13 protein-coding genes and 1 tRNA gene are annotated in these 15,519 nt (G+C 70.5%); 9 read left to right on the top strand and 5 right to left on the bottom strand.

What is annotated here, in order from left to right; translation table 11 throughout:
• Positions 1-6: 6 nt before the first annotated feature.
• On the bottom strand, positions 7-1,599 hold the full coding sequence (locus tag ACERMF_RS17220) for a helicase HerA-like domain-containing protein (protein ID WP_373670385.1): 1,593 nt from the start codon (positions 1,597-1,599) through the stop codon (positions 7-9).
• Between the two features lie 173 nt (positions 1,600-1,772).
• Between ACERMF_RS17220 and ACERMF_RS17215 the strand changes: the two genes are divergently transcribed.
• From ACERMF_RS17215 to ACERMF_RS17185, 7 genes are all read left to right on the top strand, one after another.
• Positions 1,773-1,845, top strand: a tRNA-Arg gene (locus ACERMF_RS17215).
• A gap of 198 nt (positions 1,846-2,043) precedes the next feature.
• Positions 2,044-3,195, top strand: a complete 1,152-nt coding sequence (galT, locus tag ACERMF_RS17210; protein WP_373670384.1) for a galactose-1-phosphate uridylyltransferase — start codon at positions 2,044-2,046, stop codon at positions 3,193-3,195.
• Positions 3,195-4,976 (top strand): glycoside hydrolase family 2 protein, encoded by a 1,782-nt coding sequence (locus tag ACERMF_RS17205; RefSeq protein ID WP_373670383.1) that lies wholly within the window; start codon positions 3,195-3,197, stop codon positions 4,974-4,976. Before galT ends, ACERMF_RS17205 begins: the two co-directional genes overlap by 1 nt.
• Before the next feature lie 34 nt (positions 4,977-5,010).
• Complete coding sequence (locus ACERMF_RS17200) at positions 5,011-6,354, top strand: ABC transporter substrate-binding protein (RefSeq protein ID WP_373670382.1); 1,344 nt, start codon at positions 5,011-5,013, stop codon at positions 6,352-6,354.
• A 7-nt stretch (positions 6,355-6,361) separates the two neighbouring features.
• Positions 6,362-7,318 (top strand): carbohydrate ABC transporter permease, encoded by a 957-nt coding sequence (locus ACERMF_RS17195; protein WP_373670381.1) that lies wholly within the window; start codon positions 6,362-6,364, stop codon positions 7,316-7,318.
• Positions 7,315-8,211, top strand: a complete 897-nt coding sequence (locus ACERMF_RS17190) for a carbohydrate ABC transporter permease (RefSeq protein WP_373670380.1) — start codon at positions 7,315-7,317, stop codon at positions 8,209-8,211. The genes ACERMF_RS17195 and ACERMF_RS17190 overlap by 4 nt, the downstream gene beginning before the upstream one ends.
• On the top strand, positions 8,208-9,233 hold the full coding sequence (locus ACERMF_RS17185) for a family 43 glycosylhydrolase (RefSeq protein WP_373670379.1): 1,026 nt from the start codon (positions 8,208-8,210) through the stop codon (positions 9,231-9,233). The genes ACERMF_RS17190 and ACERMF_RS17185 overlap by 4 nt, the downstream gene beginning before the upstream one ends.
• Before the next feature lie 37 nt (positions 9,234-9,270).
• Here the strand turns inward: ACERMF_RS17185 and galK are convergent, their stop codons facing one another.
• The gene (galK, locus tag ACERMF_RS17180) at positions 9,271-10,353 is read right to left on the bottom strand and encodes a galactokinase (protein ID WP_373670378.1); all 1,083 of its coding nucleotides are present in this window, start codon (positions 10,351-10,353) and stop codon (positions 9,271-9,273) included.
• Between the two features lie 75 nt (positions 10,354-10,428).
• Here galK and galE point away from each other — a divergent pair, with 75 nt between their 5' ends.
• Both galE and ACERMF_RS17170 read left to right on the top strand, forming a co-directional pair.
• Positions 10,429-11,391: a UDP-glucose 4-epimerase GalE gene (gene galE / locus ACERMF_RS17175; RefSeq protein WP_373670377.1), complete on the top strand. Its 963-nt coding sequence runs from the start codon at positions 10,429-10,431 to the stop codon at positions 11,389-11,391.
• Positions 11,388-12,200 carry a DeoR/GlpR family DNA-binding transcription regulator gene (locus ACERMF_RS17170; RefSeq protein ID WP_373670376.1) on the top strand — a complete coding sequence of 271 codons (813 nt, stop codon included), beginning with the start codon at positions 11,388-11,390 and terminating at the stop codon, positions 12,198-12,200. The genes galE and ACERMF_RS17170 overlap by 4 nt, the downstream gene beginning before the upstream one ends.
• A 41-nt stretch (positions 12,201-12,241) precedes the next feature.
• Here the strand turns inward: ACERMF_RS17170 and ACERMF_RS17165 are convergent, their stop codons facing one another.
• The 3 genes from ACERMF_RS17165 to ACERMF_RS17155 all read right to left on the bottom strand — a co-directional run.
• Entirely contained in the window at positions 12,242-13,036 is a 795-nt protein-coding gene (locus ACERMF_RS17165; RefSeq protein ID WP_373670375.1) for a hypothetical protein, read from the bottom strand.
• 211 nt (positions 13,037-13,247) lie between these two features.
• Positions 13,248-14,948, bottom strand: a complete 1,701-nt coding sequence (metG, locus tag ACERMF_RS17160; protein WP_373670374.1) for a methionine--tRNA ligase — start codon at positions 14,946-14,948, stop codon at positions 13,248-13,250.
• 46 nt (positions 14,949-14,994) lie between these two features.
• On the bottom strand, positions 14,995-15,519 hold a 525-nt coding region (locus ACERMF_RS17155), incomplete at its 5' end, for an HNH endonuclease signature motif containing protein (RefSeq protein ID WP_373670373.1).

Here is a 15,519-nt window from a genome sequence, read left to right as displayed (position 1 = left end):
TCGGGGTCAGCGGCCGAGGTTGCCGAGGATGCCACGGATCAGCGACCGGCCGACTTCGCGGCCGACGCTGGCCGCGGCGTTCTTGACCATGCGCTCGGTCGCCGTGTCGCGGTTGCTCGCCCGCCGTCCGGTGGGGGCACGGCGGGTCCGCTGCTGCTCCGCGACGAGTTCCTTCTCGCGACGTGCGAGCGCGTCCGCCTCCTCCTGGGACCGGGCGTGTTCGACCGCCGCTGCGGCCTTCTCCTCGGCCCGCTTCGCCAGGATCTCGGCGGCCGATTCACGGTCCAGTCGCTGGGCGTACCTCGCCAGCAACGGGCTGCCCTCGATCAGCCGCTGGACGGTCGCCTCGTCGACCGTGTCCATCTGCGATACCGGCGCGACGAGCCGGGTCGGCACCGTCGGTGTCGGCCGACCCTTCGGACCGAGGACGGTGACGAGGGCCTCACCGGTGCCCAGACCGGTGAGGGCCTCCTGCACGTCGTAGTGCGCACTGACCGGGAACGTCGCCGCGGTCGCCTTCAGGGCCTTCTGGTCCTGGGGGGTGTACGCACGCAACGCGTGTTGGACCCGGTTGCCCAGCTGCGCCAGCACGTCCTCGGGCACGTCGCGGGGCTGCTGGGTCACGAAGAAGACGCCGACGCCCTTGGAGCGGATCATGCGGACGGTGAGCTCGACCGAACTGCGCAGCGTCTTGGACGCGCCGTTGAACAGCAGGTGCGCCTCGTCGAAGAAGAACACCAGCCGCGGCTTGTCCGGGTCCCCCACCTCGGGCGAGGTCTCGTAGATCTCGGCGAGCAGCCACATCATGAAGGTCGAGAAGATCCGCGGCTTCGTCTGCACGTCGACGAGGTTGAGGATGGTGATGACGCCCTTGCCGTCCTGGGTCCGCACCAGGTCCTCGACGTCGAACTCGGGCTCGCCGAAGAACGTGTCCCCGCCCTGGGTCTGCAGCTCCATGGTCTTCCGGAGCAACACGTTGATGGTCTGGGTGCTCATACCCCCGTAGGTCGCCTGGACCTCGCGGCCGTCGTCGGAAGCCAGGAACTTCAGCAGCTCGATCAGGTCGACGAGGTCGAGCAGGGCGAGCTGCGACTCGTCCGCGTACTTGAAGATGACCTGCAGCACCGACTCCTGCGTGTCGCTGCACTCCATCACCTTCGCCAGCAGCAGCGGTCCGAAGGAACTGACGGGGACACGCAGCGGCGTGCCCGACCGACCCGAGATCGACAGCAGCTCGACAGGGAACGACTCCGCCTGCCAGGGCAGGTCCATGCCCGACATGCGGGCGTCGATGTGCTCGTTGCCTGGGCCTGGCACCGCGAGCCCGGTCAGATCACCCTTGAGGTCGGCGAGAAAGACCGGAACACCGGCACGCGACAGCTGTTCGGCGAACACCTGCAGGGTCTTGGTCTTGCCGGTACCGGTCGCGCCGGCGACCAGGCCGTGCTTGTTGAGCATGCGCAGGGGCACCTGCACGAAGTGGTCGTTGAGCGGGCTCTGCAGCGCGGCGTCGAGGGGCCGACCGAGGATGACGGCCTCGTCGTCGAAGCCATAACCAGCCCGCAGGTCCGCGTCGAGTGTCCCGCCGTCCGACTCCATTGCCAGCCTCCCCGCATCGTCGGCCGAGCCTACTCAGCGGCCCTGCCATGACGCCCCCGTAGAGCGGCGGTCGAGATGGCCGGCACCGCCGACCGTGTGCCCCGGCCGCCGTAGCCGCCCTACCATGGCCCGCCGGGAGTGGTGAGGACGCCAGTGTTCCGCCCACCCGGTCTGCCCCCGTAGCTCAGTGGATAGAGCGTCGGTTTCCTAAACCGTGCGTCGCAAGTTCGATTCTTGCCGGGGGCGCGAACGCTGCGGACGGACGGACCGGTCGTGGTCGCCTGACCCAGTTGGGCTCCCCCGTTGCGAAACGTTTCCCAAGCCAAACGTAGGTATTGACAAGAAAACGAAAGTCGCTCTAGAGTCGTCTCATCGCGGCGTGACGCCGCGGGACGATGCAGGAGTTACGGGGTGACGGCACGGCGACCTTCCGACGATGCCCGTGTGCCGACGCTCGCGCGCCACACCCTGGTGCATGCCGGCGGTCGCCACCTCTACGTCTACGGCGAACTGCGCGGTGAGCTTCCGGCGGACGCCTCGGCTCCTGGGGAGCCACCACAGCTGCACCGCCGGCTCGACCCGCTGACCGGTACCTGGATCGCCGTCTCGCCCGCGCGCAACACGCGCCCGCAGACCCGGCCAGCCCCGTTGTCCGCCGACGCTCCCGACGGCACGCCGTCGTGTCCGTTGTGCCCGGGAGGACCGGAGCTGCCGTTCTCCTACGAGGCAGCGGTCTTCGAGAACCGGTTCCCCTCGTTGATGGCCGACCCGCCGCCACCGCCAGCCGCCGAGGACGCCACGATCGCCCCGACGGCGGCGTCCGTCGGGCGGTGCGAGGTGGTCCTCTACACCGAGCAGCACGAAGGATCCCTGGCCACGCTCGACCCGGCACAGGTCGCCCAGGTCATCGCGGTCTGGACCGACCGCAGCAACGCGCTGTGGTCACAGCCCGACATCGCGTTCGTACTCATCTTCGAGAACCGCGGGGAAGGCGTGGGCGCGACGCTGTCACACCCGCACGGCCAGATCTACGCCTTCGACCACCTGCCGCCCAACATCGCCCTGCGCAACGACCACCACCACGCCCACCGCGCCGAGCACGGCAACTGCCTCGGATGTCGCGTCGTCGCCATGGACGCCGCCGCGACCGAGCGGCAGGTCGCCGCCAACGACAGCTTCACCGTCGGCGTCCCCTTCGCGCCGCACTGGCCCTACGAGGTCCACGTCCGCGCGCGCCGTCACGGCGCCAGGCGGCTGGGCGACCTCACCGGCGACGAGCAGTGCGACCTCGCCGCCGCCCTGCGCGACCTGGTGCTCCGCTACGACCGACTCTTCGGCCACGACCTGCCCTTCATGATGGTGGTGCACGAGGCTCCGCACGACCAGCCCGACTGGCACCTGTCGTTCGAGTTCCTGCCGCCCCACCGTGGCGCCGACAAGCTCAAGATCCGGGCGTCCGTCGAGACCGCCACCGGGCTGTTCATCAACGACACGCTGCCCGAGACCACGGCCGCCGCCCTTCGTGCCACCGACCCACCGGCGATCGACGCGCGGGGCTGCCTCGTCCCCGAGGTGCGACCGACCGAGGAGTTGTGATGACCACGCCGCGTCCCGACTACCCCCGCCCGCAGCTCCGGCGGGAGCGGTGGCACAACCTCAACGGCACGTGGCGGTTCGCGTTCGACGACAAGGACGTCGGACTGGCCGAGGGCTGGTTCGTCCCGCACGGCGACGGGGACGGTCCCTTCACCCACCGCATCACCGTGCCGTTTGCGTTCCAGAGCGAGCGGTCCGGCATCGGCGTGAACGACCGTCACGACGTGGTCTGGTACGCCCGCCGCTTCGACGATCCACGCGACGGCGACGACGAGCGGCTGCTCCTGCACTTCGGCGCCGTCGACTACGAGGCGACCGTGTGGGTCGACGGCCAGCAGGTCGCCCACCACGTCGGCGGGCACACCCCGTTCACGGCGGACGTCACCGACGCGCTCGAGGGGTCCGGGGACCACCTGGTCGTCGTGCGGGCCTTCGACCCGCTCGACGACCTGACCATCCCGCGCGGGAAGCAGTTCTGGCAGCCGCGGTCGGAGAACATCTTCTACACCCCGACGACCGGTATCTGGCAGACCGTCTGGCTCGAGCCCGTCGGCGTCGAACGCGTCCACGGTTGGGAGCTCACACCGGACCTCGCGGCGGGTGAGGTCGAGGTCGTCCTGCACCTCGATCCCGCGTGTGTGGGCGCGACCGTGCAGGTCGTCGTCGCCCACGACGGCAACGTCCTCGCCGACGACCGGATGCAGGTCACCCAACCCCGCCTGACGCGCCGGTTTCCCGTCATCCCGGTGCGCGGCCACCACACCGGCGCGGTCGCCGACTGGCAGAACATCGCCACCTGGTCGCCCGAGCAGCCACGCCTGCACGACATCGAGGTCACGCTGCAACGCGGCGACCGTGTCACCGACCGCGTCGTCGGCTACTTCGGGATGCGCTCGATCGAGACCCGCGACGGCGAGGTCCTGCTCAACGGACGGCCCTACCACCAGCGGCTCGTGCTCGACCAGGGCTACTTCCCCGGCGGGCTGATGACCGCGCCCACCGACGACGACCTCCGCCGTGACATCGAGCTCGCCAAGGAGCTCGGGTTCAACGGTGCGCGCAAGCACCAGAAGGTCGAGGACCCGCGCTGGCTGTACTGGGCCGACCGCCTCGGGTTCCTGGTCTGGGACGAGATGCCGAGCGCGTACGAGTTCTCCCCGGCCATGGCGCACCGCCTCGCCGACGAGTGGCAGCAGGTCGTCGCGCGCGACCGCAACCACCCGTGTGTCGTGACCTGGGTGCCGATGAACGAGAGCTGGGGCGTCCCGCGCCTGGCCTCGGATCCGCGCCACCGGGCCCTGCTGCAGGCGCTGTACCACCTCACGCGCGCACTCGATCCCACACGTCCGGTCGTCGGCAACGACGGCTGGGAGCAGGCCGAGACCGACCTGCTGACCGTCCACGACTACGGCACCGCCGACGCGCTTCAGGACCACTTCGCCGACCTCGAAACGGCCCTGTCGGCGCAGCCCGCCGGCCGCCCGCTGTACACCGCCGGGCACGCGCACCGCGGGGAACCCCTGCTCGTGACCGAGTTCGGCGGCATCGCCCTGGTCAGCGACGGCGACACGTGGGGCTACCACACCGTCGACAGCGAGGCCGCCCTCCTGGAGCGCTACCGCGAGCTGCTGCAGGCGCTGGCGGCGTCCGGACCCGTCAAGGGCTTCTGTTACACGCAGTTGACCGACGTCGAGCAGGAGGCGAACGGCCTGCTGACCTTCGACCGCCGCTCGAAGCTCGACGTCGCGTCGGCGCGAGCGGCCACCACCACCACGAGTTGAGCCAGCAGCACCTCGGAGAGCAAGGGAGAGCGTGATGGAGCACCTACGCAACAGTCGGCCGGTCCTGACCCGGCGCGGATTCATCCGTGTGGGCCTGGGGGCCAGCGCCGCCGTGGCACTCGCCGCGTGCGGACGCGGTGGCAACGGAGGCGGCGCCGGCGGCGAACTCGCCGACGTCGACGTCGCACGCGAATACGACGGCCCCGCCGTCGCACTCGCCTTCTGGAACGGCTTCACCGGCGGCGACGGCCCGTTCCTGCGTGACCTCGTCGAGCAGTTCAACGCCGAGCACGACAACGTCGACGTCGAGATGAACACGCTGCAGTGGGCGGACTTCTACAGCAGCGTGCCGCCCGCGGTCAGCCGCGGCGAAGGCCCCGACGTGGCGGTCATGCACCTCGACCAGCTCGGCACCAACGCCTCGCGCGGGGTGATCCTGCCGCTCGACAACGTCACCGAGGCCCTCGACCTCAACGCCGGCGACTTCGACCAGGCGGTCTGGGACGCCGGGATGTACCAGGACCGCCGCTACGGCATCCCGCTCGACGTCCACCCGCTCGGCTTCTACTACAACAAGCGGGTCATGGAAGCGGCCGGTCTCGACCCCGACTCGCCCCCGACCGACCGCGACAGCCTGATGGACGCACTGGACGCCATGCGCTCCAACGACATCCAGGGTCACTGGGTGTCGCCGTTCATGTTCACCGGCGGACTCACCTTCCAGTCCCTGGCCTACCAGTTCGGCGGTCAGCTCTACAACGAGGACGCCTCGGAGGCCACCTTCGACGCCGCCGAGAACGTCGAGGCACTCGAGTGGTACCTGAGCCTGATCGAGGAGGGCCACAGCCCCTCCGACGTCGGCCAGGACGCCGAGCACGTCGCCTTCACCAACGACAACAACGCGTTCATCTGGAACGGCATCTGGATGATCCAGGGCTACGGCGAGGACGACAACCTCGACTGGGGCGTCGCCGAGGTGCCCCAGATCGGCAGCGAGCGCGCCGTCTGGGCCTCCAGCCACAACTTCGTGCTGATGAACAAGCAGAACCAGGACGAGAACAAGGTCCGCGCCGCGGCCGCCTTCGTGAACTGGATCTCCGAGCACTCGCTGCAGTGGGCCGAAGCGGGCCAGATCCCCGCGCGTGCCAGCGTCCGCGAGAGCAGTGAGTTCGAGGCACTGGAGCACCAGCCGACCTTCGCCAACCAGCTCGAGTACGCCCGCTTCGCGCCCCCGGTCCCCGGTGTCGGCGACGCGCAGGGCGAGCTCGAGACCGCAGTGGGCGAGGCCGTCCTCGGCCAGAAGAGCGCCGAGCAGGCGCTGGCCGATGGTGTCGCCCGCGCCAACGAGGTGCTGGAGTCCGCGCAGCGGGAAGCGTGAGACGCCGATGACCACGACGGCGCCCGAAGCGACCAACGGCGGCTCGACCGCGGCCGGTGCCGTGCCCACGGGGCGCGGCACCCAGGGCGCGTGGTGGACCCCCTACGTCTTCATGGCCCCCTACCTGGCCCTGTTCGTGATCTTCGTCGCGATCCCGGCCGTCTACGGGTTCTGGATCAGCCTGCACCAGTGGGAGTACTTCGGCGCCCCGATCTTCCTGGGGGTCGAGAACTACGTCCGTCTGTTCGCCGAGGGATCCCAACGCGGCGCCGCGTTCTGGCAGAGCATGCGGGCGACCGGCATCTTCGTGGTGCTGAGCGTCCCGCTGCTGCTCGTGCTCCCCCTGCTGGTGGCGCTCGTGCTCAACCTGCGGCTGCGCGGACGAACGTTCTTCCGGGCGGTCTACTTTACGCCCTACGTGCTCGGCGTCGCCGTCGTCGGCCTGCTGTGGCGCTTCCTCGGTGACCCCAACATCGGCGCCATCAACTACCTGCTCGGCCGGATCGGGTTCGCGAGCAACTACCCGTGGACCACGGCGCTGCCCTGGGGCTGGATCCTGCTCACGGTCCTGACCGTGTGGTGGACGCTCGGCTTCAACACCGTCATCTACCTCGCGGGCCTGCAGGAGATTCCTCGCGAGCAGTACGAGGCCGCCTCCGTGGACGGCGCCAACGCGTGGAACCGGTTCTGGCACGTCACCCTGCCCGGACTCCGACGTGTCCTGGTGTTCGTCGTCACGGTCACGGTGCTCGCGTCGGCCAACATGTTCGGCCAGGCGTTCCTGGTGACCCAGGGCGCACCGGGCAACCGCACCCGTACCGCCGTCATGCTGATCGCCGAGGAAGGGCTCGGATCCTTCCGGCTCGGCAGCGCGGCCGCGATGAGCTACATCCTGGCGCTGTTCCTGATGGGCGGAAGCCTGCTGCTGTGGGGGTTCTTTCGCCGCTGGGAGGACGAGGCATGACCGCCGTCGACCACGAGCCGGACCAGACCACCGCCGCGGCGACCGGGGACGCGGGGGTGCAACCCCGACGCCCTTGGACCCGGCCGCTCGGGTACGCCGTCCTGATCCTGCTGAGCGTCATCTACCTGGCACCGCTGCTGTGGATGCTCAGCACCTCGTTCAAGACCAGCCCCGAGGCGACCCGCTGGCCGCTGGAGCTGTTGCCCTCGCAGATCACGACGGCGGCCTACGAGCTGCTGTTCCGCCCGGGCACCGACACCCCGGTGCTGCGGTGGTTCCTCAACAGCATGATCGCCGCGACCGCGCACGCCGTCCTGGTGGTCGCCACGGCCGCCCCGGCGGCCTACGCGCTGGCACGGATGGACTTCCGTGGCAAGAAGCTGCTCTTCGGCGTCATCCTGTCGACGCTGTTCATCCCCCCGATCATCTTCCTGGTCCCCAACTACCTCATCGTCGACACGTTCGGCTGGCTCGACAGCCTGTGGGCCGTCATCGTGCCGCAGGCGGCCGGTGCGCTGGGGGTGTTCCTGCTGCGCCAGTTCTTCCTCGGGCTGCCCGACGAACTCGAGGAGGCGGCGCTGATCGACGGCGCCAACCAGTTCCAGGTCTTCTGGCGGGTCGTCCTGCCGTTGTCGAAGCCGGCACTGGCGACCCTGCTGGTCCTCGCGTTCCTGACCAACTGGAACGACTTCCTGTGGCCGGTCTACGTGCTCTTCAATCCCGACAGCCTGACCCTTCCCCCCGGCCTGGCGCGGCTCCAGGGCGCCTACACGGTCAACTACCCCGTGATCATGGCCGGTGGGGTCATCGCGTCCGCACCGGTCATCGCCCTGTTCGTCTTCGCGCAGCGCTACGTCATCGAAGGGGTCGCGCGCTCGGGCCTGAAGGGATGAGAGCCGTCACGGGGTCGTTGGTCGCGCTGGGCGCGAGTGTGGTACTCCTGGCCGCCGGGTGCGGCGAGTCGGGACCCACCTACGCCAACCCGGTCTTCGAGCCGATCCTGGCCGACCCGGGTGCGGTCCGCGGTGCCGACGGCGCGTGGTACGCCATCGGCACCGAGGACGACTGGGGCGACGGCGCCGGCAGCCGTCCGTTGCCGGTGCTGCGCTCCGACGACCTCGTGGAGTGGGAGCATCTCGGGGAGGCCTTCGAGCGGCGGCCCCGCTGGAAGGACGGCTACCTGTGGGCGCCGGAGGTCATCGAGCACGACGGCCGCTACCTGCTGTACTACGCCATCTCATTGTGGGGCGACCCCGATCCGGGCATCGGGGTCGCGACCGCCGACGAACCGGCGGGCCCGTACGAAGACCTCGGGCCGCTGTTCCTCAGCAGCGAGATCGGGGTCGGCAACTCGATCGATCCCGCCATCGTGACCACCGAGGACGGCCTCCACCTCGTGTGGGGTTCCTTCCACGGCATCTACCTGGTGGAGCTCTCCGACGACGGTCTCGAGGTCCGCTCCGATCCCGTTCGAATCGCCGGCGATGCCTGGGAGGCGGTCAAGATCGAGCAGCGCGACGGCGCCTTCTGGTTCTTCGGCTCCCTCGGGTCCTGCTGCGAGGGCATGCAGAGCACCTACCGGATGGCGGTCGGCCGGGCCGACGCCCTCACCGGCCCCTACCTCGACCGTGACGGTGAGGACCTCGAGCACTCCCACGGCACGCTGCTGCTCGAAGGCGGTGAGGACTTCGTCGGTCCCGGCCACCACGACCTCGTCACCGACGACGACGGCCAGGACTGGCTGCTCTACCACGCCTACGAGCGCGACCGGCCAACGGCCCCGAGCGGCGCGCCGCGGCGCGTGCTGATGCTGGACCCGCTCGACTGGGACGACGACGGTTGGCCGCAGGTGCGCGGTGGGACGGTCCCCCAGACGGGCGAGCGGCCCATGCCCGCCGTCGACGACCAGGACTGACACGGTGGCGCGACAGCAGCCGGCGGCGGGCGCGGGCTCAGTCGTCCAGCCGGCGTGCGCCGTCGGCGATCCGGCAGCGGTGCAGCTGCAGCGGATGCTGGGGGTAGTCCCGCCCGTACCCGTCGCGGATGGTGGCTTCGACCGCGGTCACCCGGTCGCTCGGGACGAGCGCGATGATGGCGCCGCCGAACCCCCCGCCGGTCATGCGCGCCGCCGTCGCTCCGCCCTCGCGCGCGAGCTCGACGAGTCGGTCGAGTTCGGGGATCGTGACCTCGTAGTCGTCGCGCAGGCTGGCGTGGCCAGCCGTGAACAGCCGGCCGAGGTCGTCGAGGCGTCCCTCGTGCAGTGCCTGTTCGGTCTGGCGCACCCGCTCGTTCTCGGTGACCACGTGCCGCAGACGGCGGGCGGGCACCTCGGGGACGCCCGCCAGCAGTTGGTCGAGTTCCTCGACGTCGACCTCACTGGGTCGGCGGCCCTCGAGCACCGGCAACGCGGCCGCGAGCTCCTCGGAACGCTGCGCGTAGCCGGAGGTCTCGAGCTGACGGCGCACGCCGGAGTCGGCGACGAGCAGCACGTGGTCACCCGGCAGCGGCACGTGCCGGTACTCGAGCGAACCGCAGTCGAGCAGGACCGCGTGGTCGGCGCGTCCCAGGATCGACGCGGCCTGGTCCATGATCCCCGACGGCACGCCGACGGCGCGCCGTTCCGCCCGCCGACACAGGGAGGCGAGCTCGAGTGGCGCGATCTCGAACTCCGCGGCGTCGGCGAGGGCGAGCCCGAGCACCACCTCGAGTGCCGCCGACGACGACAGCCCGGCTCCCTGGGGCAGGTCGCTGCTGAGGGCACCGCGCATGCCGACGGGACGCCGCCCGGCCTGCGCGAGTTCGGCCGCGACGGCGGCGACGAACCGGCCCCAGCCCTGCTCGGGGGTGTGGCTGCCGTCGGCCGGAACCTCGACCTCGCCGTCGGCGTCGGCCGAGCGCAGCGCGATGGCGTCGCCCCCGAGGTCGACCTCGAGGGTCACCCCGCGGTCGATCGCCACCGGCAGGACCAACCCGTCGGTGTGGTCGGTGTGCTCACCGATGAGGTTGGCACGACCGGGAGCGAGGTAGCGGGGCACGGTGGGGTGCCTTTTTCGGGTACGGGGGTTCGGAACCGATACAAAGCCTAGGGCAAGCAATCGAAAGGAAGCGGCGTGCGCGTTCTCGTCACCGGAGGTGCGGGTTTCATCGGCTCGACGACGGCGGCGGCGCTGGTGGATGCCGGCCACGACGTCACGGTGGTCGATGACCTGTCGACCGGTCACCGCGAGGCGGTGCCCGACGGCGTCCGGCTGGTCGTCGCCGACATCGCCGACGCCACCGCCCTCGCCGACACCGTCGCCGGCGCCGGTTTCGAGGCCTGCCTGCACTTCGCCGCGCTGATCGAGGCGGGCGAGTCGATGCGTAGCCCCGAGCGGTTCTTCGCCGTCAACACCGGCGGCAGCGCGATGCTGTTGCGCGTCCTGCTCGAACACGGCGTGGAACGCTTCGTGCTGTCCTCCACCGCCGCCGTCTACGGCGAGCCCGAGCGCACGCCCATCAGCGAGGACGACCGTCTGGCCCCGACCAACGCCTACGGCGAGTCCAAGCTGCTGGTCGAGCGGATGCTGGCGTGGCACCACCGGATCCACGGGCTGCGCACCGCCAGTCTGCGCTACTTCAACGCCGCCGGAGCCACGCCGGGGCGCCCCGAACGGCATGCCCCCGAGACCCACCTGGTGCCGCTGGTGCTGCAGGTGGCCGCCGGTCAGCGCGAACGGATCTCGGTCTTCGGCACCGACTACCCGACTCCCGACGGCACCGCCGTCCGCGACTACGTCCACGTCGCCGACCTCGCCGACGCACACGTGCGGGCGCTCGAGTCGCTCGACCGGCATCCCACGCTCGTCTGCAACCTGGGCAACGGACGCGGGTTCAGCGTCCGCGAGGTGATCGAGGCGGCACGGGAGGTGACGGGTCACGCCATCCCCGCCGAGGAGGCCGACCGCCGCAGCGGTGACCCGGCGTCGCTGGTCGCGTCCTCGGCCCGCGCGGCCGACCTGTTGGGGTGGCGTCCAAGACGGACCGAGCTGCGGGAACTCGTCGAGGACGCCTGGCGAGAAGGATTCCGCGCGTGAACCGCGACGAACGTGAAGCGCCCCTGTCGACGCCGGTGCCCGCACGTATCCGGCGCGACCGGATCCTGACGCTCGTGCGCGATCGCGAGTTCGTGCGGGTGACGGAACTGGCCGACCGCTTCGAGGTCTCCGAGGTCACGGTGCGGACGGACCTCGACGCGCTCGCCGAACGGGGCCTGTTGCGACGCGTCCGCGGTGGCGCCGTGCCGGGAACCGGACCGATCGTGGAGCGCCGCTTCGAGGAGTCGACGGTGGCGGCGGCGGCCGAGAAGGGCGACATCGCGCGGGCGGCGGCGGCGAAGGTGCAATCCGGCGACACGGTGATCCTCGACGTCGGGACCACGACCACGGCGATCGCGAAGGCGCTCGCGATCCGCGACGACCTGAGCGACCTCACCGTGTTCACGAGTTCGCTGACGATCGCGATGGCCCTGGAGGTGGCCACGCCCCGGTTCACGGTGGTGGTCACGGGCGGGACCCTGCGCCCGACGCAGCACTCGCTGGTCGAGCCGCTCGCGGGGCTCGTGCTCGCCAAGATCCACGCCGCCATCGCCTTCATCGGCTGCAACGGCGTGGACGTCCGGGCGGGCGTCACCAACGTCAACCTGCCCGAGACACAGGTCAAGCGCCTGATCCTGCAGGCGTCACAGCGACGCATCGTGTGCGCCGACCACTCCAAGCTCGGCGCCGTGGCCCTGGCGCACGTGTGCGACCTCGATGACGTCGACCTGCTGCTCACCGACGGTGGCGCCGACCCCGAACTCGTCGCCGGACTGCGGGAGACCGGCCTCGCCGTCGAGCTCGCGTAGGCCGGTCTCCCGCTGGTGTCGCGTCAGCGGCTGGTGTCGCGTCAGCGGCTGCCGTCGGCGGGCGGCGGGGGCAGCGGCCGTCCCTGGTCGTCGGTGACGGCCATGCCGCCGGTGTCGACGTGCTCACGGCGTCGGTCGTGCGGCGTGAGGTCGATGGTGCCGTCCTCGTGTCCGTTGGACGCCGCACCGTGCCGTTCCGCGCGTGCCGAGGTCTCGCCCTCGACGGGTTCCTCGGTGACCAGCTCCTGGAACGGGGTCGGCGGCGTGTCGGTCGAGCCGGGCTCTCCCTGGTTGAGCATGGTCTCGAACAGGTCACGCGAGGCCAGCAGGGCGGCCCGCAACTGCTCGGTCGACTGGTCGTCCTTGTCGCTGTCCGGGCGCGACGAACAGTAGCGCTCCACGGCGGCCGGGTGATCCACGCTCAGGTCGGCGAGGCGCTGCTCGCGGGCGGCATCGGGGTACCCGCGGGCGACAGCGACCTCGTCGAGCAGTTCGTCGGCCTTGCGCAAGGTGGCGTGCGGCGCGTCGACGAAGCTGCTCTGGATCTCGTCCCAGCGTGCGCGCAGACCCTCGCGCTGGTCCGCCGGCACCGGCCGCACCTCGAAGGACTGCCGCCGTCGCTCCCGCGCCAGCAGTTCCTCCTCGGCGGCGCGGCGGTTCTTCGCCTGGCTCACCGTGCGGTCGTACTCGGAGCCGAACCGGTCCTTGAGGTGGCGGCGGGTCTCGTCACGCTTGCGACGCTTCTTGCGCAGCACGAAGAACATCACGACGAGTACGGCCACCACGACCACGGCGAGGATGATCCACACGAGTGGGTCCACTGCGGTCAAGTCCATCAGGCGTTCTCCACGGCCTCGGGAAGCCCCCATGGTCCGCCCCGTCCGTCTTGCGGGGACCGTACGACCGGTGGGGGTGGCACCGACGAGCCTGGCCAACTTCGCCACGGCCACCACCGAAGGTCGCCCACATCTCGCAAAGCGCACGCCTGCGGCCGCCGGGCCGCCCCGGGTTGCGGACGTCCCAACGGGCCAGCGACGGCCGGAAAACTCAGGCTTCGGCGTCGTCCTCGGGCAACTCCACCTTGCGGAACAGCGGGGTCGGCTCCCCGAGGACCGTTCCGGAGCTGACGTCGCGGCGCGCCCAGCCGGTCCCCCGCAGGTCCTCGTCATGGCCCAGCCAGCCGCTGACCGTCGCGGCGGCGAAGGGGGTGAACGGCGCGAACGCGAGGTTGCAGCCGCTGATCGCCTGAATGGCGGTCCACAACGTCGTCGCCGTGCGGTCGCGGTCGGTCTTGGCGGTCTTCCAGGGTTCGGTCGCGTTCAGGTAGGCGTTGACCTCCTGGGTCGCGTCCAGTGCCTGCTTCAGCGCCGCGCGCAGCTCCACCTGTTCGATCAGCGCGGCCTCGGCGGCGAGGTTGCGGTCGACCGTGGCCAGGATCGCGTGGTCACCGTCGTCGAGTTCGCCGGGTTCGGGGACGACCCCGTCGAAGTTCTTCCTGGTCATGGCCAGCACCCGGTTGACGAGGTTGCCCCATGCCGCCACCAGCTCGCCGTTGATGCGGCGGACCAGTTCGTCCTCGGACAGGTCGGTGTCGTTGTACTCGGGCAGGATCGTGGCCAGCGCGTAGCGCAGCTCGTCGGGTTGGTAGTCATCGAGGTAGTCGAGCAACGACTTGCCGACGCCGCGCGACTTCGATGCCTTCGCGCCCTTGAACGTCACGTACTGGTTGGCCGGCACGTTGGTCGGCAGGTTCAGCGGTGGCTGCCCGTTCGTCGCCGATCCCAGCAGGTAACTGGGCCAGAACACGGCGTGGAACGGGATGTTGTCCTTGCCGACGAAGTAGTACGACTCGGCGGCCGGGTCCAGCCACCAGTCCTTCCACGCGTCGGGATCGCCCTGCTCCTGCGCCCACTCGCGCGACGCCGACAGGTAGCCGATCACGGCCTCGAACCAGACGTAGATGCGCTTCTCGGACGCCGCGGTGGAGATGTCGAGCTCGGGCGGTAGCGGGATGCCCCACGCCAGGTCGCGGGTGATGGCCCGGTCGATCAGTCCCTCGCGCACGAAGCCGAGCGCCCAGTTGATGACATGACCACGCCACCCCTCGCGCTGCTCGAGCCAGGCCAGCAGGTCGTCCTGCAGTCGAGGCAGCAGGATGAAGTAGTGCTCGGTCTCGCGCGGTTCGGGCGTGGCGCCGGTGAACTTCGACCGCGGCTCGATCAGGTCGATCGGGTCGAGCGTCTTGCCGCACGTCTCGCACTGGTCGCCGCGGGCGTCGGGCGAGCCACAGTTGGGGCAGGTGCCCTCGACGTAGCGGTCGGGCAGGAAGCGCTGGGCCTCCGGGTCGTAGAACTGCTCGGTCGTTCGCGTGTCGATGTAGCCGTTGGCGTGCAAGGCCCGGAACAGCTCCCAGGTCACCTCACGATGGTTGTCCGTCATCGTCGTCGTGAACAGGTCGAACGAGATCCCCAGCCGCTCCCACTGCTCGTGGAAGCGCGGGTTGTAGCGGTTGACGATCTCGGCCGGCTCCACGCCCTCCTGGTCGGCCTTCACCGTGATCGGCGTGCCGTGCGCGTCGGTGCCACTGACCATCAGGACCCGGTTGCCGCTGATGCGGTGGAAGCGGGCGAAGATGTCGGCCGGCAGGTAGCAGCCGGCGATGTGCCCGAGGTGCGACAGGCCGTTGGCGTACGGCCAGGCGACGGCGACGAGGACGTGGCGGGCGGCGGCGGTGTCGGAGGCAGTCATGCGCACGAGCCTATCCGCCGCCCGGAACCGTCCCGGCGGGGCGACGTCAGCCGTCGATGGGATGGCGGCGTAGGGGCGGGTCGGAGGTGGAGGTGTGGCGTCCGCGTCGGACGGTCACGGTCGCGTCGTCGGTCATGGTCAGACGCCAGCGTCCCTCGGTGACCGCCATGTGGTGGCGGCGGCAGAGTGCGACCAGGTTGTCCACGGTGGTCGGCCCGCCCCGCTCACGCCCGATCACGTGGTGCAGATCGGTCCAGCCCACCGGGGCCCGGCAGCCCGGAAACCGGCAGCCCTGATCACGGGCCGCAACCGCACGCCGCACCCGCGCCGGGATCTGGGAGGTCGGTGCACTGATCCCCAGCACCTGATGACCGTCGACCAGCAGGAACTGCAGGTCCGCATCACACGAGATCCGCTGCACCGCGTCGCTGGTGAGTGCGGGCGGAGCACCGGGCAGCCGCCACAACAGCCGCGTCCGACGGGCCGCGACCGAGTCGCCGACCAGTGCGGCGATGTCGGTCACCACCAGCATCGTGGGCCGTGCCCGCACCACCCGACCATTGCCGCGGCT

The organism is Egicoccus sp. AB-alg6-2, from assembly GCF_041821025.1.
Classification (GTDB): Bacteria; Actinomycetota; Nitriliruptoria; order Nitriliruptorales; family Nitriliruptoraceae; genus Egicoccus.
This window is presented reverse-complemented; position numbering and strand designations above follow the sequence as displayed.

Coding starts and splice junctions, on each gene's coding strand:
- ACERMF_RS17220 (WP_373670385.1), bottom strand. CDS start 1,599: ATGGAGTCGGACGGCGGGACACTCGACGCGGACCTGCGGGCTGGTTAT.
- ACERMF_RS17205 (WP_373670383.1), top strand. CDS start 3,195: ATGACCACGCCGCGTCCCGACTACCCCCGCCCGCAGCTCCGGCGGGAG.
- ACERMF_RS17200 (WP_373670382.1), top strand. CDS start 5,011: ATGGAGCACCTACGCAACAGTCGGCCGGTCCTGACCCGGCGCGGATTC.
- ACERMF_RS17195 (WP_373670381.1), top strand. CDS start 6,362: ATGACCACGACGGCGCCCGAAGCGACCAACGGCGGCTCGACCGCGGCC.
- ACERMF_RS17190 (WP_373670380.1), top strand. CDS start 7,315: ATGACCGCCGTCGACCACGAGCCGGACCAGACCACCGCCGCGGCGACC.
- ACERMF_RS17185 (WP_373670379.1), top strand. CDS start 8,208: ATGAGAGCCGTCACGGGGTCGTTGGTCGCGCTGGGCGCGAGTGTGGTA.
- ACERMF_RS17165 (WP_373670375.1), bottom strand. CDS start 13,036: ATGGACTTGACCGCAGTGGACCCACTCGTGTGGATCATCCTCGCCGTG.
- metG (WP_373670374.1), bottom strand. CDS start 14,948: ATGACTGCCTCCGACACCGCCGCCGCCCGCCACGTCCTCGTCGCCGTC.